Annotated in this window: 22 protein-coding genes; 13 read left to right on the top strand and 9 right to left on the bottom strand. The window is 62.8% G+C overall.

Features of this window, described 5'->3' with window-relative positions:
- Window positions 1–18 precede the first annotated feature (18 nt).
- Together fdxA and moaA are read left to right on the top strand one after the other, a co-directional pair.
- On the top strand, window positions 19–357 hold the full coding sequence (fdxA, locus tag HY836_RS16015) for a ferredoxin FdxA (protein WP_290677967.1): 339 nt from the start codon (window positions 19–21) through the stop codon (window positions 355–357).
- Window positions 347–1,363 carry a GTP 3',8-cyclase MoaA gene (moaA, locus tag HY836_RS16010; RefSeq protein ID WP_290677964.1) on the top strand — a complete coding sequence of 339 codons (1,017 nt, stop codon included), beginning with the start codon at window positions 347–349 and terminating at the stop codon, window positions 1,361–1,363. Before fdxA ends, moaA begins: the two co-directional genes overlap by 11 nt.
- 22 nt (window positions 1,364–1,385) lie before the next feature.
- Here the strand turns inward: moaA and HY836_RS16005 are convergent, their stop codons facing one another.
- Genes HY836_RS16005 through HY836_RS15995 form a run of 3 tightly spaced genes read right to left on the bottom strand, consistent with a single transcriptional unit; the run spans window position 1,386 to window position 5,993 of the window.
- A complete protein-coding gene (locus HY836_RS16005) occupies window positions 1,386–2,780 on the bottom strand; it encodes an efflux transporter outer membrane subunit (protein ID WP_290677961.1) in 1,395 nt (464 codons plus the stop codon).
- A gap of 20 nt (window positions 2,781–2,800) precedes the next feature.
- The gene (locus HY836_RS16000) at window positions 2,801–4,780 is read right to left on the bottom strand and encodes a MacB family efflux pump subunit (RefSeq protein WP_290677958.1); all 1,980 of its coding nucleotides are present in this window, start codon (window positions 4,778–4,780) and stop codon (window positions 2,801–2,803) included.
- Between the two features lie 4 nt (window positions 4,781–4,784).
- On the bottom strand, window positions 4,785–5,993 hold the full coding sequence (locus HY836_RS15995) for an efflux RND transporter periplasmic adaptor subunit (RefSeq protein WP_290677955.1): 1,209 nt from the start codon (window positions 5,991–5,993) through the stop codon (window positions 4,785–4,787).
- Window positions 5,994–6,070: 77 nt separating this feature from the next.
- Here HY836_RS15995 and HY836_RS15990 point away from each other — a divergent pair, with 77 nt between their 5' ends.
- Window positions 6,071–6,820 (top strand): SDR family oxidoreductase, encoded by a 750-nt coding sequence (locus HY836_RS15990; RefSeq protein WP_290677952.1) that lies wholly within the window; start codon window positions 6,071–6,073, stop codon window positions 6,818–6,820.
- Between the two features lie 21 nt (window positions 6,821–6,841).
- Here the strand turns inward: HY836_RS15990 and HY836_RS15985 are convergent, their stop codons facing one another.
- Window positions 6,842–7,774, bottom strand: a complete 933-nt coding sequence (locus HY836_RS15985; RefSeq protein WP_290677949.1) for a DUF3034 family protein — start codon at window positions 7,772–7,774, stop codon at window positions 6,842–6,844.
- Window positions 7,775–7,936: 162 nt separating this feature from the next.
- On the opposite strand from HY836_RS15985, the gene HY836_RS15980 reads away from it, so the two are divergent.
- Together HY836_RS15980 and HY836_RS15975 are read left to right on the top strand one after the other, a co-directional pair.
- Window positions 7,937–8,422 (top strand): group 1 truncated hemoglobin, encoded by a 486-nt coding sequence (locus HY836_RS15980; RefSeq protein WP_290677946.1) that lies wholly within the window; start codon window positions 7,937–7,939, stop codon window positions 8,420–8,422.
- A 158-nt stretch (window positions 8,423–8,580) separates the two neighbouring features.
- A complete protein-coding gene (locus HY836_RS15975) occupies window positions 8,581–9,063 on the top strand; it encodes a methylamine utilization protein (RefSeq protein WP_290677943.1) in 483 nt (160 codons plus the stop codon).
- 157 nt (window positions 9,064–9,220) lie between these two features.
- On the opposite strand, the gene HY836_RS15970 is transcribed toward HY836_RS15975, so the two are convergent.
- The gene (locus HY836_RS15970; RefSeq protein ID WP_290677940.1) at window positions 9,221–10,171 is read right to left on the bottom strand and encodes an asparaginase; all 951 of its coding nucleotides are present in this window, start codon (window positions 10,169–10,171) and stop codon (window positions 9,221–9,223) included.
- 89 nt (window positions 10,172–10,260) lie between these two features.
- On the opposite strand from HY836_RS15970, the gene lexA reads away from it, so the two are divergent.
- Both lexA and HY836_RS15960 read left to right on the top strand, forming a co-directional pair.
- A complete protein-coding gene (lexA, locus tag HY836_RS15965) occupies window positions 10,261–10,968 on the top strand; it encodes a transcriptional repressor LexA (RefSeq protein ID WP_290677937.1) in 708 nt (235 codons plus the stop codon).
- 117 nt (window positions 10,969–11,085) lie between these two features.
- Entirely contained in the window at window positions 11,086–11,433 is a 348-nt protein-coding gene (locus HY836_RS15960) for a hypothetical protein (RefSeq protein ID WP_290677934.1), read from the top strand.
- A gap of 133 nt (window positions 11,434–11,566) precedes the next feature.
- Here HY836_RS15960 and phbB read toward each other — a convergent pair whose 3' ends face one another.
- From phbB to phaC, 3 genes are read right to left on the bottom strand one after another with little or no spacing between them, the layout of a single operon-like run.
- Complete coding sequence (phbB, locus tag HY836_RS15955) at window positions 11,567–12,304, bottom strand: acetoacetyl-CoA reductase (RefSeq protein WP_290677931.1); 738 nt, start codon at window positions 12,302–12,304, stop codon at window positions 11,567–11,569.
- A gap of 47 nt (window positions 12,305–12,351) precedes the next feature.
- Window positions 12,352–13,530 (bottom strand): acetyl-CoA C-acetyltransferase, encoded by a 1,179-nt coding sequence (locus tag HY836_RS15950; RefSeq protein ID WP_290677928.1) that lies wholly within the window; start codon window positions 13,528–13,530, stop codon window positions 12,352–12,354.
- A gap of 26 nt (window positions 13,531–13,556) precedes the next feature.
- Entirely contained in the window at window positions 13,557–15,203 is a 1,647-nt protein-coding gene (gene phaC, locus HY836_RS15945; protein WP_290678174.1) for a class I poly(R)-hydroxyalkanoic acid synthase, read from the bottom strand.
- 771 nt (window positions 15,204–15,974) lie between these two features.
- Between phaC and HY836_RS15940 the strand changes: the two genes are divergently transcribed.
- Window positions 15,975–16,280, top strand: coding sequence for a hypothetical protein (locus HY836_RS15940; RefSeq protein WP_290677925.1), 306 nt, complete (start codon window positions 15,975–15,977; stop codon window positions 16,278–16,280).
- Here the strand turns inward: HY836_RS15940 and pgeF are convergent.
- The gene (gene pgeF, locus HY836_RS15935; RefSeq protein ID WP_367114723.1) at window positions 16,209–17,117 is read right to left on the bottom strand and encodes a peptidoglycan editing factor PgeF; all 909 of its coding nucleotides are present in this window, start codon (window positions 17,115–17,117) and stop codon (window positions 16,209–16,211) included. The genes HY836_RS15940 and pgeF overlap by 72 nt on opposite strands.
- Between pgeF and HY836_RS15930 the strand changes: the two genes are divergently transcribed.
- The 5 genes from HY836_RS15930 to HY836_RS15910 all read left to right on the top strand — a co-directional run.
- Window positions 17,116–17,751: a chorismate lyase gene (locus HY836_RS15930; protein ID WP_290677922.1), complete on the top strand. Its 636-nt coding sequence runs from the start codon at window positions 17,116–17,118 to the stop codon at window positions 17,749–17,751. The genes pgeF and HY836_RS15930 overlap by 2 nt on opposite strands.
- Window positions 17,752–17,868: 117 nt before the next feature.
- Window positions 17,869–18,414 (top strand): NUDIX hydrolase, encoded by a 546-nt coding sequence (locus HY836_RS15925; RefSeq protein WP_290677919.1) that lies wholly within the window; start codon window positions 17,869–17,871, stop codon window positions 18,412–18,414.
- A gap of 56 nt (window positions 18,415–18,470) precedes the next feature.
- Window positions 18,471–20,678, top strand: coding sequence for a type I secretion system permease/ATPase (locus tag HY836_RS15920; RefSeq protein ID WP_290677916.1), 2,208 nt, complete (start codon window positions 18,471–18,473; stop codon window positions 20,676–20,678).
- 19 nt (window positions 20,679–20,697) lie between these two features.
- Window positions 20,698–22,137, top strand: coding sequence for an HlyD family type I secretion periplasmic adaptor subunit (locus HY836_RS15915; protein ID WP_290677913.1), 1,440 nt, complete (start codon window positions 20,698–20,700; stop codon window positions 22,135–22,137).
- Between the two features lie 323 nt (window positions 22,138–22,460).
- On the top strand, window positions 22,461–24,887 hold a 2,427-nt coding region (locus tag HY836_RS15910), incomplete at its 3' end, for an Ig-like domain-containing protein (RefSeq protein WP_290677910.1).

The raw sequence follows: 24,887 nt of genomic DNA, 5'->3' as shown, positions 1-24,887 counted from the left end.
GATCCCGAAAGTAGCTGTATGACCTTTGTCGTCACCGAGGCCTGTATCCAGTGCAAGTACACCGACTGCGTCGCCGTCTGCCCTGTCGATTGTTTTCATGAGGGACCGAACTTTCTCGTCATCAACCCGGACGGCTGTGTGGACTGCGGCATCTGCGTGCCCGAGTGCCCTGCCAACGCCATCTTTGCAGACGTGGATCTGCCTGCAGATCAGTCGCACTTCCTGCAGCTCAACGCCGAACTGGCCAGACACCCCGCGTGGACTGTCATCAATGTGCAAAAGGATCCTCTGCCCGATCACGCCACCTGGCTCGAAGTGAAGCCCAAGCTCGATCAGCTGGATCGCCATGGCGCCTGAGGCCACGCCCACCTCCTCGCCACCGCTGACCGATCAACATGGGCGGCGCATCAGCTACCTGAGGTTGTCCATCACGGACCGGTGCAATTTCCGTTGTGTCTACTGCATGGCCGAGAACATGCAGTTCATGCCCAGGGACGAGTTGCTGTCCGTCGACGAGATGGTCACGGTGGCAGCCAGCTTCGTGCACCTGGGCGTGCGCAAGATCAGACTGACCGGCGGGGAGCCACTGGCGCATCCGGCCATCGTGTCCCTGGTGGCAGAGCTGTCAGCCCTGCCCGGTCTGGATGAACTGGCCATGACCACCAACGGCTCACAACTGTCCCAGCTGGCCCCGGCGTTGAAAGTCAACGGTCTGAGTCGCCTCAACATCAGCCTCGACAGCTTGCAGCCAGACCGGTTCAAGGCCTTGACCAGAACGGGGCGACTGCGGGATGTACTCGACGGCATCCAGGCTGCCAAGGCTGCAGGCTTTCAGCGCATCAAGCTCAACAGTGTCATCCTGCGTGGGCGCAATGATGACGAAGTGGTCGATCTGGTGCGGTTCGCGCGCCAGCACGAACTCGACATCGCCTTCATCGAAGAGATGCCACTGGGTGTCATTGATGAACATGACCGTGCAGCCACCTTCATGCCCAGCGCCGACATCCTGGCGCGCGTCAACGAAACCTATCCATTGACCGCCAGCATCGAAAACAGCGGCGGCCCGGCACGCTATCACCGCATGGCAGACAGCACGACACGTGTCGGCGTCATCTCACCGCACAGCCACAACTTCTGCGGCAGCTGCAACCGTGTACGGCTGACGGCAAGCGGTCAGTTGATGCTGTGTCTGGGCAATGAAGACGCCGTTGATTTGCGAACCATCCTCAGGGCGCATCCAGGCCAGCAGGAGCCCATCAGACAGGCCATCACGGAGGCGATGACGCGCAAACCTGAACGCCACCACTTCCGACTCGATGCCCCGCCTCAGATCATCCGTTTCATGAATGCCACGGGCGGCTGAGCCAGGGACGCATGGCCCCTGATCAAGGTTGAGCAGCCTCCAGACCACCACCTGCCGACTGATACAGCGTCACCAAGGCATTGAGGCGGTTGAGCCGATTGGCCGCCAGGTTGTTCTCGGCCTGTCGACGCGTCTCTTGCGCATCCAGCCAGGTCTTGAGCGGCACGGCACCCGCGCGATAGCGCGCTTCGCTCAGCCGCTCGCCATCCTGAGCGGCCTTGACAGCCAGTGCGAGCTGCACACCCTGGTTCTCGTATTGCACGCGCGCCGACAAGGCGTTTTCGACATCCGCCAAGGCCTGGTACCAGCTCTGCCGATAGCCCAGTACGGCCACCTCGTAGTCAGCCTGTGAGATGTCGACACTGCGCTGCATGTCACGCCATTGCACGAAGGGCAGCGCCAGGCCTGCGCCAAGTGTGCCCACCGGGTCGCTCAGCACCTGGGACAAAGCCGTGCTGCTGCCCCCCACGCTGCCCGTGAGCGACAAGGTGGGGTAGAAGCTGGCTCTGGTCGCATCCACCGATGCCAACGACTTGCGCAGACGCAGCTCGGCGGCCTGCAAATCGGGGCGACGCGCCAGCAAGGATGCCGGTGCGCCGGGCTGCACATCGGGCAAGGTGCCGTCTGGCAAACGCAAGGTTTCCTTCGTCGTGACAGAGGGCGGCACATCAAACAGGATGGCCAGGGCGTTGCGCGCCTGCACACGCTGTTGCAGCCACTGTGTGTGGCTGGCTTCCTGGGCAGCCAGCGCCTGCGTGGCTTGCGCCACCTCCAGACCGGACGTGGCCCCCACCTTGTATTGCGCCTCCACCAGCTTGAGTGTCTGGCGGGCGTAATCGATGCTTTGCTGGCTGACCTCCACGCGCTGATTCAGGTAGGCCACCTGCCAGTACAGATTGGCCACCGTGCCCACCAGTGACATGGCTGCCGCCTGCCGGTCCTGCTCGGTGGCCTGGGCTTCCCAGTCGGCGGCGCTGCGCAGCGAGGCCAGGCGGCCCCACAGGTCCACCTCCCAACTGGCGCCCGCCGTGACGGTGCTCAAACGGGTCGTCGGGCCACCGTCGAGCTGGCGCGATGCCGTGCTGCTGCCCTTCACGCTCAGAGAAGGCAGCTGATCACTGGCCGCCTGACCGGCCACCAGTTGGGCCCGCCTCACCTTGATGGCTGCTTGCGCCAGGTTGTTGTTGCGAGCCAGGGCATCCTGAATCAACTGGGCCAGCACCGGATCCTGCAAGCCTTGCCACCAGGGCGCCAGCGCGGCCTGTCTGGCGGCATCGCCTTGTTGCCAGGCCTCGGGCACCTTCACGTCTGGCCGTGCGTAGTGCCCCGGTGCAGCGCAGGCACTCAGAAGCGCTGCAGCCAGGGCCACGCTGCCCCAGGTCCATCCGGTGTACCTGTATGTCTTCACTGTAGTCACGATCTGTTTTCTCATGCGCATCACTGCCTTGACAAGGCATCCACGGGATCCAGCTTCGCCGCATTGCGCGCCGGCAGGAAGCCGAACACCACACCGATCAGGGAGGACACCCCGAAGGCCGCCACGATGGACGACATCGAATACACCATGGTGAAGGTGCCTCCGCCCAATTTGTCGAACCCCAGCCCGATCAGCAAGGACAGCCCGATCCCCAGCACCCCACCGATCAGGCAGACCAGCACCGCCTCGATCAGGAACTGCCTCAGGATGTCGCTCTGACGCGCCCCCACCGCCATGCGCACACCAATCTCCTGCGTGCGCTCGGTCACCGACACCAGCATGATGTTCATCACACCGATGCCGCCCACGATCAGCGAGATCACGGCGATCGACGAGATCAGCAGCGTCATCGTCTGCGTGGTGCTCTCGATGGTCTGGCGGATGCTGTCACTGTTGCGCACAAAAAAGTCCTGCGTGCCATGACGCTGTGTGACCAGCTTGACGATGCCCTGTTCGGCCGCTGCAGAAGGCACGTCATCGCTGATGCGCACCGTGATGTTGCGCAACCAGCGCACACCCAGCAGCCGCCGCATGGCCGTGGTGTAAGGCACCCAGACGTTGAGGTTATCCGAGACCATGAAGCCGCTCTCTTGCGGTGAGGTCACGCCGATGATGCGCACGGGCACCGAACCCAGGAACACCACCTGCCCCACAGGATCTTCGCCATCGGGAAAAAGGGCCTTGCGGGCATTGGGATCAATCACCGCTTCCTGCGTCTGGCGGCGCACGCTGTCGGCATCGAAGACCTGGCCCTGCGCCATCGTATAGCCCTTGACGCGGAAAAAGTCTTCCCCGACACCATTGACGTTCGCCGTGGCCTCCAGATTGCCGCGCCTCAGGGTCACGCTGGTGCTCACCGTGGGCGTCACGCTGTCCACATAGCTCAGCTTGGACAAGGCATCCGCGTCACCTGGCACCAAGGTGCGGATGCGCCCGGCCTGCCGATCACCGAAGTTCTTGCCCGGGAAGATGTCGATCGTGTTGGTGCCCATGGCCGAGATGTCCTTGAGCACACGCTGGCGCGAGCCTTCACCCAGGGCCACCATCGACACGACCGACGCAATGCCGATGATGATGCCCAGCATGGTCAACAACGTGCGCAGACGATGCCCGGCCATGGCGCGCAAGGCCATCGTGAAAGCTTCGGTGAACCGATCCCAGTTGGCGCGCCATGGATGAGGGTCGGGCGTGCCTTGCTCCTGCTTCACGGCACGCCGGGCATCGGCGCCATCCTTGTAGCGATCCGAGACGATCTCGCCATCGGCCACCTCGATGATGCGCTGCGCATGCTGCGCCACCTTCGGGTCGTGGGTCACGATGATGACCGTGTGCCCATCGGCATGCAGCTCCTTGAGGATGCGCATGACCTCCTCGCCGCTGACGCTGTCGAGCGCCCCGGTGGGCTCATCGGCCAGGATCACGTCGCCGCCGTTCATGAGCGCGCGGGCAATGCTGACGCGCTGCTGCTGCCCGCCTGACAGTTGCCCTGGGCGATGTCGAACGCGATCACCCAAGCCCAGACGCCCCAACAGCGCTGCCGCGCGGGCATGTCGCTCGGCCGGGCCATGGCCCGCATAGATCGCCGGAATCTCGACGTTGCCTGCCGCCGTCAGATCACCCATCAGGTGATAACGCTGGAAGATGAAGCCGAAGTGCTCGCGACGCAGGCGAGCCAGTTCATCGGGCTCCAGCGCAGCCGTGGGCTGGCCCGCCACCTTGTAGACACCCCGCGTAGGCCGGTCCAGGCAACCCAGGATGTTCATCAGCGTGGACTTGCCCGAACCCGAGGCGCCAATGATGGCCACCATCTCACCGGCATGGATCTTGAGGCTGATGCCCTTGAGCACAGCGACCGAGCCTTCGCCCGAAGGATACTCGCGCCACAGATCCTGCACTTCCAGCAAGGCGGGCGCAGTTGACTGTTGTGAAGTCGATGTCATGGCGTCAGAACATGCCCGGCGGACGACGTGAACCACCTGAACCACTGCCCGAGCCCGTGGCCTCACCCACCACCACCAACTCGCCTTCCTTCAGGCCTTCTAGCACCTGGGCCTGAACGCGGTTGTTCAAACCGATCTTGACCTGGCGCGTCGATACCTTCTGCTGGCCTTCAGGCCCTTCCAGCACGCTCACAGCGTAAGTCTTGGTCTTGCGATCGCGCTTGCCCAGGGCAGAGGCTGGGATGACGAGTGCATGGTCTGCCTTGCTCAACACGATGAAGACCTGCGCCGTCATCAGCACGCGCAGCTTGCCCTCCGGGTTGGGCACGTCGAACAGGCCGTTGTAGTAGATGGCCGAGGTCGTGGCGGTGGAGGTCGTGACCTTGGCATCCGTCTGACTTGCCTCGGGCACGGGCTCCACGCCGCGTAGCTTGGCATCAAAGCGATGCAGCGGCTCGCCCAGAATCGTGAAGTAAGCCGGCATGCCGGGTTTGACCCGCACCACATCGGCCTCCGAGATCTGCGCCTTGATCTGCACCTGATCCAGCTTGGCCAGCTTGATGATGGACGGTGCAGACTGGATCGCGTTCACCGTGCGGCCTTCTTCGGCGATCACCGCGATCACCACGCCATCGATGGGTGCCAGGATGCGTGTGTAGCCCAGGTTGACCTTGGCCGTGTCCACGGAAATCGATGCCTGCCGGATCTGGGCGTCCAGCGCGCCGATGTCGGCCGTGGTGGTGGCCAAGGCGGCTTCCGCATCTTCCAGATCGGCCTTGGCGCCGGCATCCAGCCTGACCAGCTCCAGCTTGCGCTTGTAAGTCAGTTCAGCCTGCTTTTGCAGCGCCACCTTGGCACGGCGCTGGGCTGTCAGCAAGGCCACCTGAGCCTCGGCATTGCGCAAGGCATTGTTCTGCGTGGTGGAATCAATCTCGGCCACCAACTGGCCCTTCTTGACCTTGGAGCCCAGATCCACATACAAGCGCTTGATCTGACCCGAAACCTGAGCCCCGACGCTCACTTCCTTTTGCGCCTGGATCGTGCCGCTGGCCAGCACCGTGTCTTCCAGATCTTCATACGCCACCTTGGCCGTGATCACCTGAGGTGCGGCAGGCGGCGTGAAGAAATAATGTTTGATGCCCCAGCCAGCCGCCGCCAGCACCACCACACCGGTTGCCAGCCGCCAGCCGGACAACCATTTGTTCTTTGTCATCGTGTTCATCTCGCCAGTTTCCCGGGGGCTTGTTATCAATGCACGTCCACGCGGTTAAGGGAATGTAAAGTCACTGCATGAAACCGGTCACACTCATCACGGGCGCCAGCCAGGGCATCGGCGCCGCCACCGCACGGCTACTCGCCGCGCAGGGCCACAGCCTGCTCATTCACTACGCCCACCAGGCCGATCTGGCCCGGGAGGTGGTGCAGTCATGTCTGCAACTCGGTTCACCACACGCCATCATCGCGCAAGCCGACCTGTCCGATGAAGAACAGGTGCTCAAACTGTTCACCATCGCAGACAAATCTCTGCCGCCCTTGACAGGGCTGGTCAACAACGCCGGCATCGTGGACCAGACCTCGCCACTGGCCGACATGTCTGCGGCGCGCATGCAACGCATGCTGGCGGTGAACGTGCTGGGGCCCATGCTGTGCGCCCGCGAGGCCGTCAAACGCATGTCGACGCGGTTGGGTGGGCAAGGCGGCGTGATCGTCAACGTCTCCAGCAGTGCCGTGCGCACGGGCTCGCCCAATCTGTACGTGGATTACGCGGCCAGCAAGGGCGCCATCGATGTGCTGACCAACGGCTTGTCCAAAGAGGTCGCGCCGGAAGGTGTGCGCGTGGTCGCGGTACGCCCCGGCATTACCGACACGGGCATTCACGCCACCGGTGGCGAGCCAGACCGCGCTGCCCGCCTGGGGCCCACCCTGCCCATGGGGCGAGCCGCGTCGCCCGGTGAAGTCGCGCAAGCCATCGTCTGGCTGCTGTCGGACAAGGCCAGCTACACAGCCGGCGCCATCCTGGATGTGACAGGCGGCCGCTGAACCGGCCAGCTTCATCTCAGGTCAGAAAGACGCCTGGGCCGAAAGGTACAAACCCGCCTGGTCTTCCTTGCCGACGATATTGCCCAGGTTGACCCAGGCCAGCGTCAGACTGCCGCCTCGACAAGGGAACCAGGCCAGGAACAAGTCCCAGGCGTTGTCTTCACGAAGAATGGCGCCGCCAGACGCCAGGTTGTTGGGCTTCATCCGGTATTCCGCTCCCAGCACCAGGTCGTCACGCAGCATGAGCCCCAAGCTGCCTTCCAGTTGCAGCTTGTGCGTCTCATGCCCGGGGCCTCCAAATCCGACGAGACCAAACTGATTGGCGCGGGTCAGGCGCGCCGTCCCCGAGGCGATCACGTTACGCCCCGCCAGGCCGCCCAGCCATAACTTGGTGGCTGTGGCGTAGACATCGATGTCGCTGGTACCCGTAGCACCCAGAGACTTGACCAGATCGCGGTCGCTGGCCGCCAGTTCCTTGAGTTGCGCCCCCACCGCCACCTGCGGCATGAACGTATCCTGATCGTACACAGCATCGCCGGCCACCTTGAACTTGGCACCCAGCACATTCATCTCGATCGCTTTGCCTGGCACGGTATCGCCCAGCTTGAACGACCATCGTGCCATGCTGAGCTCGATGCTGTCCTTGATGCCCACAGCCGCACCGCTGATCTGCAGGTCGTAGCCGTCCTGCGTCCTCAGCCACGTCGCGAAGACCGATCCACCGTTCTGGTTGCTGCTGCCTGAGCCCGTGATCGTGGCCCAAGGCGTCAGACCTCCACCACCTGCGCCGTCCACTTCGCTGACTCCCCAGGTACCCAGCAGGCGATCACCAGCATGCGCCTTGGGCGCGACAGATACCGCCACCAAAGCCAGTCCAAGCCATCCCAGGCGCCACCAGGATACGGTGGTCGTGTTGCGTGCCTGTTGCACACAACCGCCATTGCTTTCGGACATTTTTCGCTTCATGGTCGATCCTCGCGTGAGATCTGACCAGTCAATACCCGGCCAAATACGGAGACAAATATCGACAGATTTGGTGCAACATGAAGGCACAATCCCTCGCATGAGGGGGATAGCGTGAATTTGAACCCCCTGTTTGCAGGATGAGTTATGCCGATGAGTAGCCCGATCACCACGTGGACCAGCCTGAGCGAAGACAGCCGCCGCCACTCGAAAATGGCCGTCATCGGCATCGCCATCAGTTGGACGCTGGCCATCCTGATGGCCTGCACCACCACGGATGGCAAGACTGCGCTCTACCAGCAACTGGGTGGCGCCCAAGCCATTGAAACCGTCACTGACCGCACCCTGGATCGGGTCTCGACCGACCCTCGCACCAAGCGCTCATTTGACGGCATCAAGATGGCAACGCTGAAAAAGAGCGTGGCGGCCTACGTCTGCAAGATGGCCGACGGCCCTTGCGTCTACGAAGGTGAAACCATGGCCAACTCGCATGCCAAGACCAATATTTCAGGCGCCGAGTTCGACATCATGGTGTCGATGCTGCGCGAAGAACTAGATCGAGCTGGTGCGTCAGACGCCGCCAAAAACGAGCTGTTGCGTAGATTGGCCCCAACGCGACGCGACATCGTCAAATACTGACCCGACTGGCAAATCACACCATGCACCCGCGTTGGTCTCTCACCTGGCTTGATCGACACCCAGCGGCGGCGCTGATGGGGATGACACTGGCGCTTTGCGACACACCTGTGTTCGCCGCCAATCAGTCCATCCAAGTGCAAGGTGACGGAGGTCAAGCCATGGAAGGTGCCGCTGTCTCGGTGTTTGTCAAAGGCACCAAACCCACAGCAAGCCCTGATGTCACTGCCGACATGGCGCAGAAAAACAAGGCCTTTGCCCCCACACTACGCGTGGTGCAGACAGGGACATCGGTGAGCTTTCCGAACTTCGACACGGTCAGGCATCACGTCTATTCGTTCTCGCCCGTCAAGCCTTTCGAGATCAAGCTGTACGCAGGCACGCCAGCCGCCCCGGTGATCTTTGACAAACCGGGCACCGCCACCTTGGGTTGCAACATCCATGACCGCATGCTGGGCTACATCCATGTGGTGGACACGCCCTACTTCGGCGTCACGGATGCAGCAGGCAAAGTGACTCTTGATCTGCCTGCCGGAGAGCACCGAGTGCGCGTGTGGACACCCACCATGGGTGAGACATCGCCTGGCGTGGAGCAAGGCCTCAAGACCGGCCAGGACGTGGTAATCAGGCTCGACAAGCCCTGAACCTGTCATCGTCCTTTCACATTGAAATTGCACACTTCGCTTCGAACCGGGTCAGGCATGAACCAGGCCCGGAGGGATAAAGCAGACCAGGGTTGTCGGTCACCGCACTCAGGATCCCGCTTCCACTCCCACCTTATTTCATCGGCCTCCTGCTCGCTCACACCCCCATCAGATAGAGCATGAGCGCCACCCGGGCCTGAGCTGGCGTCAGCTCGCCACAAGCCGGGAACACATCGCCCTCACGAGACGCCACGCCACCGCGGGCCACGCGCGAACTGCGCCAGACCGTCACCCCCCGCGCAACCGCCTTGCTCAAGCCGCCCTCAAGGCCCTTGTGCAGCGTCCCGTGGCCAGTCCCAGCCAGGATCAGCCCATCGAGCGGACCATGGCTTTCTCGATAGGCCAGCACAGCCTCCACCAGCCAGCCATCCGCATCTGCATGGCTGTAAAGGATTTCCACCCGAGGACAGCGAGCCGGGCTCAGCACCGACCAATCCACATCGCCACACACAGGCCAGCTTGAAGCCGCCTGCCGCCACTGCCCTTGTTCATCCAGGACGGCAAGAGGTGCATGCCCGCCTCCATCAAAGGCGTTCAGGGCAGAGGAATGGGCCTTGCGAACCTGCTCGGCAGCCCAGATACAGCCCTGCATGACCGCCACCACGCCCCCCAGCCCTCTATGGGAAGCCCCCTGAACGACGCGCACGGCATCACGCAGATTGGCCGGCCCGTCGGCATCAGAGGCCGTGGCAGGCCGCATGGCCGCCGTCAGGACCACGGGCTTGCGGGCGCCCACCAGGCGATGCAACAGATAGGCGGTTTCTTCCAGCGTGTCCGTGCCATGCGTGATCACCACCCCGGCGACGTCCTCGCGAGCGAGCTGGCGTTGGAGTTCTGACCCCAGGGCCCGCCAGACAGCCCAGCCCATGTCCTTACTGTCCACCTGCGCGACCTGGATGGTCTCCAGGGCCATGCCAGCGAGCCCCGGCACGGCATCGACCAGTTGGGCAACTGACAGTTGTGCGGCCCGGTATTGCCAACTTCGATCAGGATCCGTGCCAGTGCCAGCGATGGTGCCGCCCGTTCCCAGAATCACAACGTTTTGCATGCTTGGGTCAGGTATCTCTAGAAAACACTGGACAAACCAGCAGTACTGTATAAAATGACAGCCAACGATTCATCCAGCGTTAGCTACAGATGTCGAACGATAAACCCAAACTCACGCCGCGCCAGCAGGAAATCTTCGAGTTGATCCAGCGTGCCATTGCGCGCACTGGTGCACCGCCTACTCGTGCTGAAATCGCCACGGAACTCGGCTTCAAGTCAGCCAATGCCGCTGAAGAGCACTTGCAGGCGCTGGCCCGCAAAGGCGTGATCGAACTGGTGGGCGGCACCTCGCGCGGCATCCGCCTCAAGGCCGGCACCCTGCGTACCGTCAACGAAACCCGCAAGCGCACCGGCGATACGCCTTCCAATGTGTTGCCCTTCAATCTGCCCCTGCCCGGCCTTGAACAGCTGGTGCTGCCGCTGGTCGGCCGAGTGGCTGCCGGTAGCCCAATCCTGGCTCAGGAGCACGTGGAGCAAACCTATTCGGTCGAACCTGGCCTGTTTGCCCGCCGCCCTGATTACCTGCTGCGCGTCAAAGGCATGAGCATGAAAGACGTCGGCATCATGGATGGCGACCTGCTGGCCGTGGCACGCACCCGAGACGCCCGAAACGGCCAGATCGTGGTGGCCCGCATCGGTGACGAGGTCACGGTCAAACGCTTCCAGCGCACGGCCAAGGGCATCGAACTGCTGCCCGAGAACCCCGATTTCAAACCCATTCTGGTCTCACCTGACCAGGATGACTTCGAACTGGAAGGTCTGGCCGTGGGGCTGATCCGCAACCAGTTACTGAACTGACTCTCGCGCCACCAGACGGGTGGCGGGCATTGGCATCACCTGGCCGGTGATGCGATCCCGTCTGGTGGTCCCTGTTGAATCCTGCCGAACTTCATCTGCTGTCAACCGGAGTTCACCATGATTCATCACCTGGCCCGTGCATTCTTCGTTCGCAACGCCGCTACCCAAGGCGCTGCAGGCAATCCGCCCTCTGACGGGTCCCGCCCCGCCAACGCACCGGTAGCCCGCCCCGTCAAGGCTCGCCCCATCACGCCGTGGGGCACGCCACCTGCGCGTCAGCAAGACAAAAGCGCCAGCGCTGCAGTCATCACCTTGCGCCCGGCTGCACAGCAAATGGCACCGGTACACCGCGTCCGCATCAGCACAGATCCCAGCGATGCACGTCGCACCGTGATCACCGGCCGCTTTGCCGAGGTCTGCGCCGCACTGGATCGCCTGGTGATGGAGCAGGAAGCCGCGGCCTGAGTAGGCTGGCCCTGCCCATTCGCGGTAGGTTCCCATGAAAAAACCCCGCGGGCATCGCTGCCTCGCAGGGTCTGGTGAGCCGGTTGTCCATCAAGCCGGCGCGCCCAGCGGCCCAGGCTCGACGAGCAACTCATCAGCCCATATGCAGGCCACCGTTGACCGAGAAGTCGGCACCCGTGGCAAAGCCGGCATCTTCGCCCGCAACCCACGACACCATCGCCGCAATTTCTTCGGGCGTACCCAGACGCTTCACAGGGATGGTGGCCACGATCTTGTCCAGCACGTCCTGGCGGATCGAACGCACCATATCAGTGCCAATGTAGCCTGGCGACACGGTGTTCACAGTCACGCCCTTGTTGGCCACTTCCTGAGCCAGGGCCATGGTGAAACCGTGCATACCGGCCTTGGCAGCCGAGTAGTTGGTCTGACCGAACTGGCCCTTTTCACCGTTCACCGAGCTGATGTTGACGATACGGCCCCAACCGCGATCCACCATGTCGTCGATCACCTGCTTGGTGACATTGAACAGGCTGTTGAGGTTGGTGTCCATGACCGCATCCCAGTCGGCCTTGGTCATCTTGCGGAACATGCCATCACGGGTGATACCGGCGTTGTTCACGAGGATGTCGACCGGGCCGTGCTCCGCCTTGGTCTTGCGGAAAGCATCCACCGTCGAATCCCAATCGGCCACGTTACCGACGGAGGCATAGAAGGTATAGCCCAGAGCCTTTTGCTCATCAAGCCACTTGACGTGGTCACGGCTGGGGCCGCAACCAGCGATCACCTTGTAACCGTCCTTGTGCAGGCGTTGGCAGATGGAGGTACCGATACCGCCCATGCCACCGGTCACGTACGCTACTTTTTGGCTCATGATGTTCTCCTCTTTGGGATGTATGAAAGACTACTTTTCAGTCGGGGTCAGCGTTCGATGGTGAGGGCCACGCCCATACCGCCACCGATACACAGAGATGCGATGCCCTTGTGAGCATCGCGCTTCTGCATTTCATGCAACAGGCTGACCAGAATCCGGCAACCTGATGCGCCAATGGGGTGGCCGATCGCGATGGCGCCACCGTTCACATTGACCTTGCTGGTGTCCCAGCCCATTTCATTGTGAACAGCGCATGCCTGGGCCGCGAAGGCCTCGTTGATTTCCAGCAAATCCAGATCGGCGGGCTTCCAGCCGGCACGCTCCAGCGCACGGCGCGACGCCGTTACAGGGCCCATGCCCATGATGGCGGGATCCAGGCCGGAGCTGGCGTAAGAGGCAATGCGCCCCAGCACCTTCAGGCCCAACTCCTCTGCCTTCTTGGCACTCATGACCATCACGGCCGCAGCGCCATCGTTGATACCTGAAGCATTGCCAGCCGTCACGCTGCCAGCCTTGTCAAAGGCAGGGCGCAAGCCAGCCAGCGCTTCCGCGTTGCTCTTGCGGTTGAGGTACTCGTCGGTATCGAACACCAGCGGATCGCCCTTCTTCTGCGGGATCAGCACCGGCACGATCTCGTCCTTGAAGCGACCGGCATCCTGCGCCGCCGCCGCCTTTTGCTGCGAACCCAGCGCCAGTGCATCCTGCGCTTCACGTGTGATGCCGTACTGCTTGGCCACGTTCTCGGCCGTGATGCCCATGTGGTACTGGTTGTAGACGTCCCACAGGCCATCGTTGATCATGGTGTCGACCATCTGCCAGTTGCCCATGCGCATGCCTTCACGCGAGTTGGGCACCACATGGGGCGACATGCTCATGTTTTCCTGGCCGCCGGCAATCACGATCTCGGCATCGCCATCGCGGATGGCCTGCGCGGCCAGCATGACGGCCTTCAGGCCGGAACCGCACACCTTGTTGATGGTCATGGCGGGCACCGTGTTGGGCAAGCCCGCCTTGATCACCGCCTGGCGTGCCGGATTCTGGCCACAGCCGGCTTGCAGCACCTGCCCCAGGATCACTTCACTGATCTGATCACCGCTCAGGCCTGTACGCTTGAGCAGCTCCTTGATCACCGTCGCGCCCAGTTCGGACGCGGGCGTCTTGGCCAGGGATCCGCCGAACTTGCCAACGGCGGTTCGGGCTGCAGCAACGATGACGATGTCAGACATGGTGATCTCCTTAAATGGTCAAGTGTTCAGGCCTTGCGAAGGACGTAACGACCAGGGGCAGCCTCGATGGGCTGATGGCGCTTGTTGCCAGGCTGCTTGGGCGCCGGCACTTTCGCGCCGGCTTGTTTGCCCAACCACTCGGCCCACACCGGCCACCAGCTACCAGGGTTCTCCTGCGCCGTTGCCATCCATTCCTGGGCCGTTGCTGGCAAGCCCCGTGCCAGGTTGCTGGAAGTCCAGTAACTGCGCTTCTTTTTCTCGGGCGGATTGATCACACCGGCAATGTGCCCGGATGCACCCAGCACGAAAGTCTTGGGGCCTTGCACGATCTTGGTTGACTCATAAGCACCGCCCCACGGCACGATATGGTCTTCGCGCGAACCATAGATGAAGGTGGGCATGTCCAGACGGCGCAGGTCCAGCGGCACACCGCACACCTTCACCGCATTGGGCTCACGCAGCTTGTTTTCCAGATACGTGTTGCGCAGGTACCAGGTGTAGAAAGGCCCCGGCAGGTTGGTACTGTCGCTGTTCCAGTACAGCAGGTCAAACGCGGGCGGCATCTCCCCCTTGAGGTAGTTGCCAACCACGTAGTTCCAGACCAGGTCGTTGGGGCGCAGGAAGGAGAAAGTGGCCGCCAGATCGGTGCCCTTCATCAGGCCACCGCATTGTGGGCTGGTGGGACCCATGGTCATTTCACGCATGCGCACCATGGCCTCGTCCACGAAGACATCCATGATGCCGGTGTCGGAGAAATCCAGGAAGGATGTCAGCAGCGTCAGGCTGGCTGCAGGCTTCTTGCCTTGCGCGGCCAGTGTGGACAGCGCACAGGCCAGCATCGTGCCGCCCACGCAGAAGCCCAGCATATTGGCCTTGTTGGTGCCAGCTACATCCAACGTGACGTCGATGGCCTTCATCACACCCTGCTCGACGTAGTCGTCCCAGGTGGATTGGGCCAGGCTGTCATCCGGGTTGACCCAGCTGATCATGAACACGCGGTGGCCCTGCGACAGCAGATAGCGCACAACCGAGTTGTCCGGCTGCAGATCCAGGATGTAGTACTTGTTGATGCAAGGCGGCACGAAGAGGAATGGCACTTCGTGGACCTGAGGCGTCAAGGGCGCGTACTCGATGAGCTGGAAGTACGGGTTCTCGAACACGACCGTGCCGGCCGTGGTCGCCACGTTCTTGCCCACTTCGAACACGCTCTCGTCCGTCTGGGACATGTGCCCCTGACGCAGGTCGTTCATCAGGTGTTGCAGGCCTTGCTGAAGGCTTTCGCCCTTGGTGTCGACTGCTTTCTTGAGCGCTTCAGGGTTGAAGGCCAGGAAGTTGCTGGGCGACGCCGCATCAGCCCATTGCTGCACGGCAAAACGCACGCGCTGGCGCGCCTTGGCATTACCTTGCAGGTTGTCAGCCAGCTTCTGCAGCGTGCGGGCATTGAGCAGGTACATCGACGCCATGAAGGCGTTGACCGGGCTGCTGCCCCACTCCGGTGCATCAAAGCGGCGGTCACCAGCCTTGATCTGTTCGGGCTTCTCCAGCGAGCGGTTCCACAGTTCGGTGGCCTGCTTCATGTAGTCATGCTGGATGTCCTTGAGCGCTTCAGGCGGCACGGACAGGCCGGCCACGGAGGTCAGGGTCGAGCCCAGGCTCTTGCCCATGGATTCCATGGCTTGCTGCATGGGCTTGAGCGCGTCCAGCCCAGGCGGCATGGCCTCGGCAGACTTGCCCATCCACTGCTTCATGGCCTCGGAGGCCTTTTCAGGCAGGCCTTGCAGATCCAACTGATCAAAGCCAGGCACCTTGAAGGCGCTGAAAGCCTTGGCAGCCTGCTCGAACGGCGCGGTGAAGGCCGATGCATTGGCAGCCTTGGCTGCACCTGCGCTCGGGGCCTCCGTTTGTGCTGGCTCGGGTTTGGGCTCGCTAGCACGGGCTGTCTTGCGTGCCGGTGCGGGTCGGGCGGCCTTGCTGACGCCATCGGGCTTGGCTGATGCAGCCGGCTTGCTCGCCGCTGTTTTCCTGGGTGTAGCGGCAGCCTTCTTGGCGGCTGCTCGTTTGGTCTTGGCTGCGGGCTTGGGTTGCACAGCAGCATTGCGCGGCGTCACGTCCTCGGCAGCGACAGCGCGCTGCGAGCGTGACCGTTGAGGAACAGCCATATGTCTCCTACTTGGAATCCTGAGCTGATGCATCCGAAAAAATGATGCCCCAGCATGTTGCCGTATTCTGACCTCGTATTTTTTGAAGCGACAAGTCAGGCAGATGACTTTTGGCCAGTTTTCAACATCGGCCCAACGGTCATCAATCTGACTTGCTCACGCGCCTTGCAGCAAGAGCTGTTCCAGAATAGATGCAAGCAACTTGGCATGACTGATCTGCATCAATCATGTTGAGTGCATCGCACCGCCATGTCTGCGGGACTTTCACCAATCGGATGACGTTGGATGTGGATTGTTGTTATTGCCTGGCTGTATGTGGCCGTGACGATGTCGTTGGCGGAGGCCACCAGCCCCCAGGGCACGGTACTGGGCGCCTTGATCACCTTTGTGTTTTACGGCGTGGGCCCGCTCGCGCTGGTGATGTACCTGTTGGGCGCGCGAAATCGACGCAAGGCCAGGCGCAAGGCCGAGGCAGGAGAGCGCAGGCGCTATGTGGCCAGCCTGGCCGAGTCGGCAGAGTCAGCCGCGAAGGCAGATGCCGGCAGCCTGCCTGCCGGTGACGCGGTCGCGCCGGAAGGAAAAGAACCTTGAGGCATCGGAGACGGTGCACCATGTGCCACCGCTGATGTGCTCGACGCCGCAGCTTTGAAGGATGTCGCGGGCCAGGCCAGGCAGGTCTGCGAGCCATTTGGGCTGCGCGCCTCGTTGGTCATCCGCAGCCGCTTCGCCGCCCTTGGAGTACAGGGCTGGATCGCTCGGCGTGAACCTGGGGTGCGGCAGCGCTTCTCGGGGATCCACACCAAAACCGATCAACACATCCGCGCCCACCTCGAAGTGCTGCGGCCCGATGCATGGCCCCAGCCAGACTCTCAACTCAGCCGGATCACAGGAAGCCGCCTCACACAAGGCAGCCACACCGGTATGCACGATGCCCCGCCCGGCCATGGCACCCGCACCCGCACCGGCCAGACCACGCCAGCCGGCATGCAATGCCGCCACGCCACGCCCCTCGGGCGCCGCCAGCAACAAGGGCAGGCAATCGGCCACCATCACGGTGCAAGCCAGGCCAGGCTCCGTCGTCAAGGCGCCATCGGCCTCAGGTTGCCCGTCCGAACCCTGCACATCAACCGGGTTGAAAAGATCCCCCCCAGAGGCCCCGTTCGTCAGCCTGATCATCCGATTGCCATGCACCTGCGTGAGCCAGGCCGGCCGAGCCTGCAACTGCGCCGCAAACACCTCACGGTTGTGCGCCACGGCCTGCGGATCATCCTGAACGTGGTCACCCAGATTGCACTGCGCGTAAGACGCCTGACTGATGCCGCCAGCGCGCGCACTCATGATCGCGCCAAGCCTTTGCGCCAGCCCTGCGCCGAAATCGATGGCCATCCAGCCCGCAGGCCGTCGGGATGGCAGTGAGTTTGATGTCATGAAGCGCGTTCGGCCCGAGGCCCGCTATGATCCCGCCCCGATGCTACCTCGTCTGCCTGCCGTACCCCGACTGAACGCCGCCCGCGCCCGCCGCGCTGGCGGACGTCGCCAGGCCGTCCCTGCCCGCCTGCGGCAGTGGCTGTCAGCACCCGGCTCGCTCACGGCTCGGCTGCGCCTGCATGGCCAGGTCAGCGTGCAGGTGATCAGCCAGGGGCGGCAGACTTTGTGGCCGCAGGAACAGAAGGCGCTGCGCTGCACGCAAGGCCACGTGCGCGAGGTCGTGTTGCGCATCGGTGGCAGGCCGGCCGTGTGGGCCCGCAGCAGCACGCCCTTGAACGCCGTGAAGGGCCCCTGGCGCGCCATCAAGGGCTTGGGCACCCGCCCGCTGGCTGAACTGCTGTTCGAGCACAGCCAGGTGCGGCGCGACCCGCTGATCACCCAGGCTTTGGCCACCCAATCGCCCGAGCGCCGTCATCTGGCCCGCCAATGGGCCCACCTGACACCGCCAGCTGACTCCCTTGCACCCCTGTGGACGCGCCGCTCGGTGTTCTGGCACAGAGGGCACCCGCTGCAGGTCCTGGAGAGCTTCGCCCCCTGGATCACACAATTGCCAGCAGGACCCAGGCGGCGGTAACGCCAGGTTGATGCGGCGACAAAGCGGCGGCAAGGCACCCCGGCCACAGGGCTTGAACCCTGTGAATTGCCGACCACAGCCCGAGGAATAGCCCACTAGTTGCCCTAAACTGCTCGGATGCTGTTTTCACGCCGAATCGAGCACTGCCAGGTCTGTGGCACGCCGGTTGAGTACAAGGTTCCCGAGGATGACAACCGGGAGCGCGCCGTGTGCCCTTCCTGCAGCCACATCCACTACGTCAACCCGTTGAACGTGGTGGGGACGCTGCCTGTCTGGGGCGAGCAAGTGCTGCTGTGCAAGCGCAACATCGAGCCACGCAAGGGTTTCTGGACCCTGCCCGCCGGCTTCATGGAGCTGGGTGAAACCACCGAAGAAGGCGCCGCCCGCGAAACCGACGAGGAAGCCGGCGCCCACATCGAAATGCAAGGCCTCTACTGCATCCTCAATGTGGTCACGGCCGGCCAGGTTCACCTGTTCTACCGCGCCCGCCTGCTGGACACCGAGTTCGCGCCGGGCCCGGAAACCATGGAAGCCAAGCTCTTCCACCAGCACGAGATCCCTTGGGACGATCTGGCCTTCCGCACGGTACGCATGACCCTGGAGCGCTTCTTCGCCGACCGCGTCAAGGGTCAATTTGACGTGCATTGTGCCGATATCCGCTGATACCGCCGCGCTGACCCCTGGTGTCTCGTGCGGCGCAAGACCTCACGACCACACACATGACCGCCACGCTGGATACCTCTGATCCGACCTCATCCGCGCCGCCTGAAGCGCCCGCCCAGGCAGGAACGGGGCCGCGCCTGCGCGAGGACCTGATCGCGCCGGATCCCCTGCTGGACTGTCTGGTCGAGGTCTGCCGGCAACATGGCATCCCCGCCTCTCGCGCCTCGCTGACGGCCGGTCTGCCGCTGGACAAAGGCGCCCTGCCCCTGACGCTGGCCGAACGTGCCGCCGCCAAGGCTGCCCTGGCCACCAAGCTGCAGCGGCTCGACTTGAGCCGCATTGACAACCTCACCCTGCCCGCCATCCTGATCCTCCACAACGATCAGGCCTGCGTGCTGCTGGGGCGAGACAAGGAGCAATGGCGCATCCTGCTGCCTGATACAGGCCAGGGTGCGATCACCCTGAGCTCTGAAGAACTGCAAGCTCGCTTCACCGGCGTGGTGCTGTTCGCTCGCCCGCACTTCAAGTTCGATTCCCGCACGCCGGAGATCCGCGCCACCAAGTCCGGACACTGGTTCTGGGGCCCGGTGCTGGCCCAGCGTTTTGTCTACCGAGACGTGATGTGGGCCGCGCTGCTGGTCAACCTGTTTGCGCTGGCCTTCCCGATTTTTTCGATGAACGTGTACGACCGCGTCGTGCCCAATCACGCCACCGAGACCATGTGGGTGCTGGCCATCGGCGTGTGCCTGGTGTTCTGCGGCGACCTGTTCATGCGCTTGCTACGCAGCCATTTCGTGGACGAAGCCAGCGCGCGCATCGACGTGCAGATCTCGGCCTCGCTGATGGAGCGCGTGCTGGGCATGCGCCTGGAGAACCGCCCGCAATCGGTCGGCTCGTTCGCATCGAACCTGCGCGGCTTCGAGCAGGTGCGTGACTTCATTGCCTCCAGCACCGTCACGGCGCTGATCGACCTGCCGTTTGCGCTGCTGTTCGTGATCGTGATGGCCTGGATCTCGCCCTGGCTGATCCTGCCAGTGCTCACGGTGTTCACGGCGATCGTGGTGTCGGGCTATGTGCTGCAACACCGCCTGCACGAGCTGTCGCAAAGCACCTATCAGGCGTCTGCGCAGCGCAATGCGACGCTGGTAGAAAGCCTGACCGGTATCGAGACCATCAAGTCACAAGGTGCCGAAGGCCTGATCCAGGCACGCTGGGAGCGCGCCAACCAGTTCCTGTCCACCTTGAACGTGCGTATGCGCGGGCTGTCGTCCACGGCCATGTACACCACGGCCACGCTGCAGCAACTGGTGTCGGTCAGCATCATCCTGATCGGCGTCTACCTGATCACCGACAAGCAACTCACCATGGGTGGCCTGATTGCCTCGACCATGCTGGCGGGCCGCGCACTGGCCCCCGCTGGTCAGATCGTGGGCCTGCTGATGCAGTACCAGGGCGCCCGCACGGCCATGGAGTCGCTCAACAAGATCATGGAGCAGCCGGTGGAACGCCCGGACGGCACCAACTTCGTTCAGCGCAAGGAACTCAAGGGCGAGATCGAATTCCGCCACGTGTCCTTCGCCTACCCGGGTCGTCAGGACTCGGCACTCGACAACATCAGCTTCAAGATCAACCCGGGCGAAAAAGTCGCCCTGATCGGCAAGGTGGGCTCGGGCAAGACCACCCTGCAAAAGCTGATCCTGGGGCTGTATCAGCCTGCTCAGGGCGCCGTGCTGCTCGATGGCATCGACATGCGCCAGCTGGATCCGGCTGATGTGCGCCGCAACCTGGCTCATGTGTCGCAGGACGTGACGCTGTTTTATGGCTCGCTGCGCGACAACATCACCTTCGGCATGCCGCATGCGCAGGATGACGCCATCGTGGCCGCCAGCGAAACAGCGGGCATCACCGAGTTCGTGCAGCGCCATCCGCAAGGCTATGACATGCAGGTCGGCGAACGCGGCGAGTTGCTTTCTGGCGGCCAGCGCCAGAGCGTGGGCATTGCCCGCGCCGTGCTGCACAACGCCCCCATCCTGTTGCTGGACGAGCCCACCAGCGCGATGGACTTCTCGACCGAAGCCCTGGTGACGCAACGCATGCAGGCCTTCTCGGAAGGCAAGACAGTGGTGCTGGTGACGCACCGCACCTCGATGCTGTCTTTCGTGGACCGCGTGATCGTGGTCGACCAAGGCAAGATCGTGGCCGATGGCCCGCGCGAACGGATCATGCAGGCGCTGCAAAGCGGCCGCATTGCCCGCGCTTCCTGATCAAGGCAAGGAGATCAACATGAGTACCTTGCTGAACGCCGGACAAAAACTGGTCAATGCGCTGGAGGCCGTGCGCCGCAAGCTCGCGCCCTTGACCGATCGCGTGCTGGACAAGCTGGCTGGGCCACGCGTCACGCCCGAGACGGCCGCCGATGCGGGCATGCGCTCCTTCGAGCTCGATGCCCATGCGGTGATGAGCACCGAACAAACCTACCGCGCCCAGACGCTGGTGCGCACCGCCTTGCTGCTGGTGGCTGTGCTGCTGGTCTGGGCTGGGCTGGCCAAGATCGACGAGGTCACCAAGGGCGAGGCCAAGGTGATCCCCTCCAGGCAGTTGCAGGTGATCCAGTCACTGGATGGTGGGGTGGTCTCCGAGATCCTGGTCAAGGAAGGCCAGGTCGTGGAAGCTGGCCAGTTGCTGCTCAAGATCGATGAAACCCGCGCCACCTCGGGCGTGCGTGAAAGCGCCGCGCAAGCCTTTGCCTTGCGGGCAAAGCTGGCGCGCTTGAAGGCCCTGGCGGAAGGCCATGCCTTCAACCCGCCTGTGCCCAAAGAAGGCAACGCCGAAGAACAACGTGTGATCGACGAGGAACGCCAGCTCTACGACGCCAAACGTTCCGAGCTCAAGGCGCTGATCTCCATCAGTGAAGAACAGCTCACGCAGCGCGAGCAGGAACTCAGCGAAGCCCAGGCCAAACGCGATTCGGCCAAGCGTTCGCTGGAACTGTCGCAGCAAGAGCTGAGCAAGACCAAGCCCCTGCTGGCGACCGGTGCCGTGTCAGAGGTGGACGTGCTGCGACTGGAGCGTGACCTGACCCGCGCTCGCGGTGACAAGGAACAAGCCAGCGCGCAGGCCTCGCGTGCCAAGGCCGCGATCTCGGAAGCCACCCGCAAGATCCAGGAGACCGACCTGTCCTTCCGCAATGAAATCCGCAAGGAACTCTCTGAAGTGCTGGGCCGCCTCAACGCGATCAATGAAGGTGCCGTGGCCCTGGCTGACAAGGTCGACAAGTCTCAAGTGAAGTCACCTGTGCGAGGCCGTGTGCAGCGCCTGCTGGCCAACACCGTGGGCGGCGTGATCACGCCCGGCAAGGACATCGTTGAAGTCGTGCCGCTGGATGACGCGCTGGTACTGGAAGCCAAGGTCCAGCCGCGTGACATCGCCTTCATCCACCCCGGCCAGCCTGCCACCGTCAAGTTCACGGCCTATGACTTCTCGATCTATGGCGGCCTGGATGCCGTGGTCGAGAACATCAGCCCGGACACCGTCACCGATGAAAAGGGCAACACTTTCTATGTGGTGCGTGTGCGCACCAAGCAAACCAACTTCAGCGACAAGATGCCCATCATCCCGGGTATGACGGCAGAAGTGGACGTGCTGACGGGCAAGAAGACCGTGCTGTCTTACCTGCTCAAGCCCGTGCTCAAGGCGCATTCGTATGCGCTGCGGGAACGCTGAAAGAGACGCTGAAGAAAGCGCTGTCCGAACATGCAGTCGCCTGCACCTTAAGTCGCCAACAACCCCGTCCACATGTGACGAAAGCCCTTCACAGCGGGCCAGACAAGCCGACAAGAGATTGTTGGACATGTCTGGCCCGTTTCACTTGGTGGCAAAGCCATCGAAACAGCGCACAACCCTGATGAGGGCTGCGCTAAAGCGTTGATTTATTCGGCGCAAGGCCGGAATTGTTCACGGACTGCGGTCCGACCAATTCACCTTGAGGACAGCCCTCTGGCTATCCTCGCTGCAACGGCTTTAGTTACGTTTCGAGAGGTTTTGCCATGCCCAAATCCGCGCAAGTTCCAGGCGGTATCGTCTCCACCCTTCAGGGACGCGCCAGTGTCATTTCGGCAGGCGAAAAGACCGCTCGACCACTGCAGGAAGGTGACACCATCCAGCCGGGTGATGTCATCCTCGCGGCTCAGAATGCCGAGCTGCAGATCACCGATGTAGACGGCAACGCATGGATGCCGCGCGACATGCAATTGGCTCTGGCCGATGTCAACGACAAGGCTGGCGCCAACAAGAAGCCTGCTCATACCAGACACACCGTTGACCACAAGACGCTGGACGACGCCATCAACGCGGTGGAACGTGGCGATGAAGATGCAGCTGCGGCAGCAGGCGTGACGGGTGGCGGCGGCGGATCGATGTCACCCGGCTTGCGTGTGGACCGCGTGATCGAAGCCGTGACGCCGCAGGAGTTTGCCTACAGCACACCTGACCGTGAGGCGGGCATCCCGATTGCCGAGGCAGACACGCCTCAAGGCAATCGCGCGCCTTATGTGGATGACCCGGGCAACAACTACAAGCCCGCCAGCGGACGCTATCAGTTCGAAACACCTGAGGACAAGCCGGTGTCCGGCCAGGTCAAGGCCTCGGACCCGGATGGCGACGCACTGACCTTCAGCAAGGGCACTGATCCCCAGCATGGTACCGTCACGGTCAAACCCGACGGCACCTGGGTCTACACCCCCAACAAGGACTATCACGGTGCGGACTCGTTCACCGTGACCGTGTCCGACGGCAAGGGCGGCACCACCACGGCCTATGTCGACATCGGCATCACGCCCATCAACGATCCCCCCAAAATCGACGACCCCAATGTGGACCCGGCGACGGGTCATTACAAGCTCACCACGAACGAAGACACCGCGGTATCGGGCAAGGTCAAAGCCAGCGATGCGGATGGCGATACCCTGAGCTTCAGCAAGGGCACCGACCCGCTGCACGGCACGGTCACAGTCAACGCCGACGGCAACTGGACCTATACGCCCAACAAGGACTACACAGGGCCTGACACCTTCACCGTGACGGTTTCGGATGGTCATGGCGGCATGACCACGTCCACCATCGACATCGGCGTCATTCCTGCCAATGATCCGCCGAAGATTGATGATCCGACCAACCCCAATCTGGATCCAAACACCGGTCACTACAAACTCACGACCGACGAGGACAAGCCTGTCTCCGGTCAGGTCAAGGCCACTGATCCGGATGGCGACGCCCTGACTTTTGCCAAGGGCTCCGGCCCTGTGCACGGTACCGTGACGGTCAACGCCGATGGCACCTGGACGTACACGCCCAACAAGGATTACAACGGTTCGGATTCGTTCACCGTGACCGTCTCTGACGGCAAGGGTGGCATGACCACGGCCACCATTGACATCGGCATCAACCCCGTCAACGATGCCCCCAAGATCGACGATCCATCGAACCCCAACCTGGATCCCGCTACCGGCCACTACAAGCTCACGACCGACGAGGAAAAACCCATCTCCGGTCAGGTCAAAGCCACTGATCCGGATGGCGACGCGCTGACCTACGCCAAGGGCTCCGCCCCTGCGCACGGCACGGTCACCGTCAACACCAACGGCACCTGGACCTACACGCCAGCCAAGGATTACAACGGCGCAGATTCGTTCACCGTCACCGTCTCTGACGGCAAGGGCGGCACCACGACCGCGACGGTCGACATTGGCATCAACCCCGTCAACGATCCCCCCAAGATCCATGACCCGGACAGCGAAAACTTCGACCCGGTCACTGGTCACTATGTGCTCACGACCGACGAGGACAAGCCCGTCTCCAGCCAGGTCAAGGCGATCGACCCGGATGGCGACGCGCTGACCTATGCCAAGGGCTCAGACCCCGTGCATGGTTCGGTGACCGTCAATCCCGACGGCACCTGGACCTACACCCCGGCCAAGGACTACAACGGCGCGGACTCGTTCACCGTGACCGTCTCTGACGGCAAGGGCGGCACAACCACGGCCACCATCGACATCGGCATCAACCCCGTCAACGATGGCCCCAAGATCGACGATCCTTCGAACCCCAATCTGGATCCCGCCACCGGCCACTACAAGCTGACCACCGATGAGGACAAGCCCGTCTCCGGTCAGGTCAAGGCGACGGACGCCGATGGCGATGCGCTGAACTATGCCAAGGGTTCCGACCCGGTGCACGGTACCGTGACTGTCAACGCCGATGGCACCTGGACCTACACGCCTTCCAAGGACTACAACGGCGCAGATTCGTTCACCGTCACCGTCTCTGACGGCAAGGGCGGCACCACGACCGCGACAATCGACATTGGCATCAACCCCGTCAACGATCCCCCCAAGATCCATGACCCGGACAGCGAAAACTTCGACCCGGTCACTGGTCACTATGTGCTCACGACCGACGAGGACAAGCCCGTCTCC

The sequence above is a fragment of the Aquabacterium sp. genome, assembly GCF_016234775.1.
Classification (GTDB): Bacteria; Pseudomonadota; Gammaproteobacteria; order Burkholderiales; family Burkholderiaceae_C; genus Aquabacterium.
This window is presented reverse-complemented; position numbering and strand designations above follow the sequence as displayed.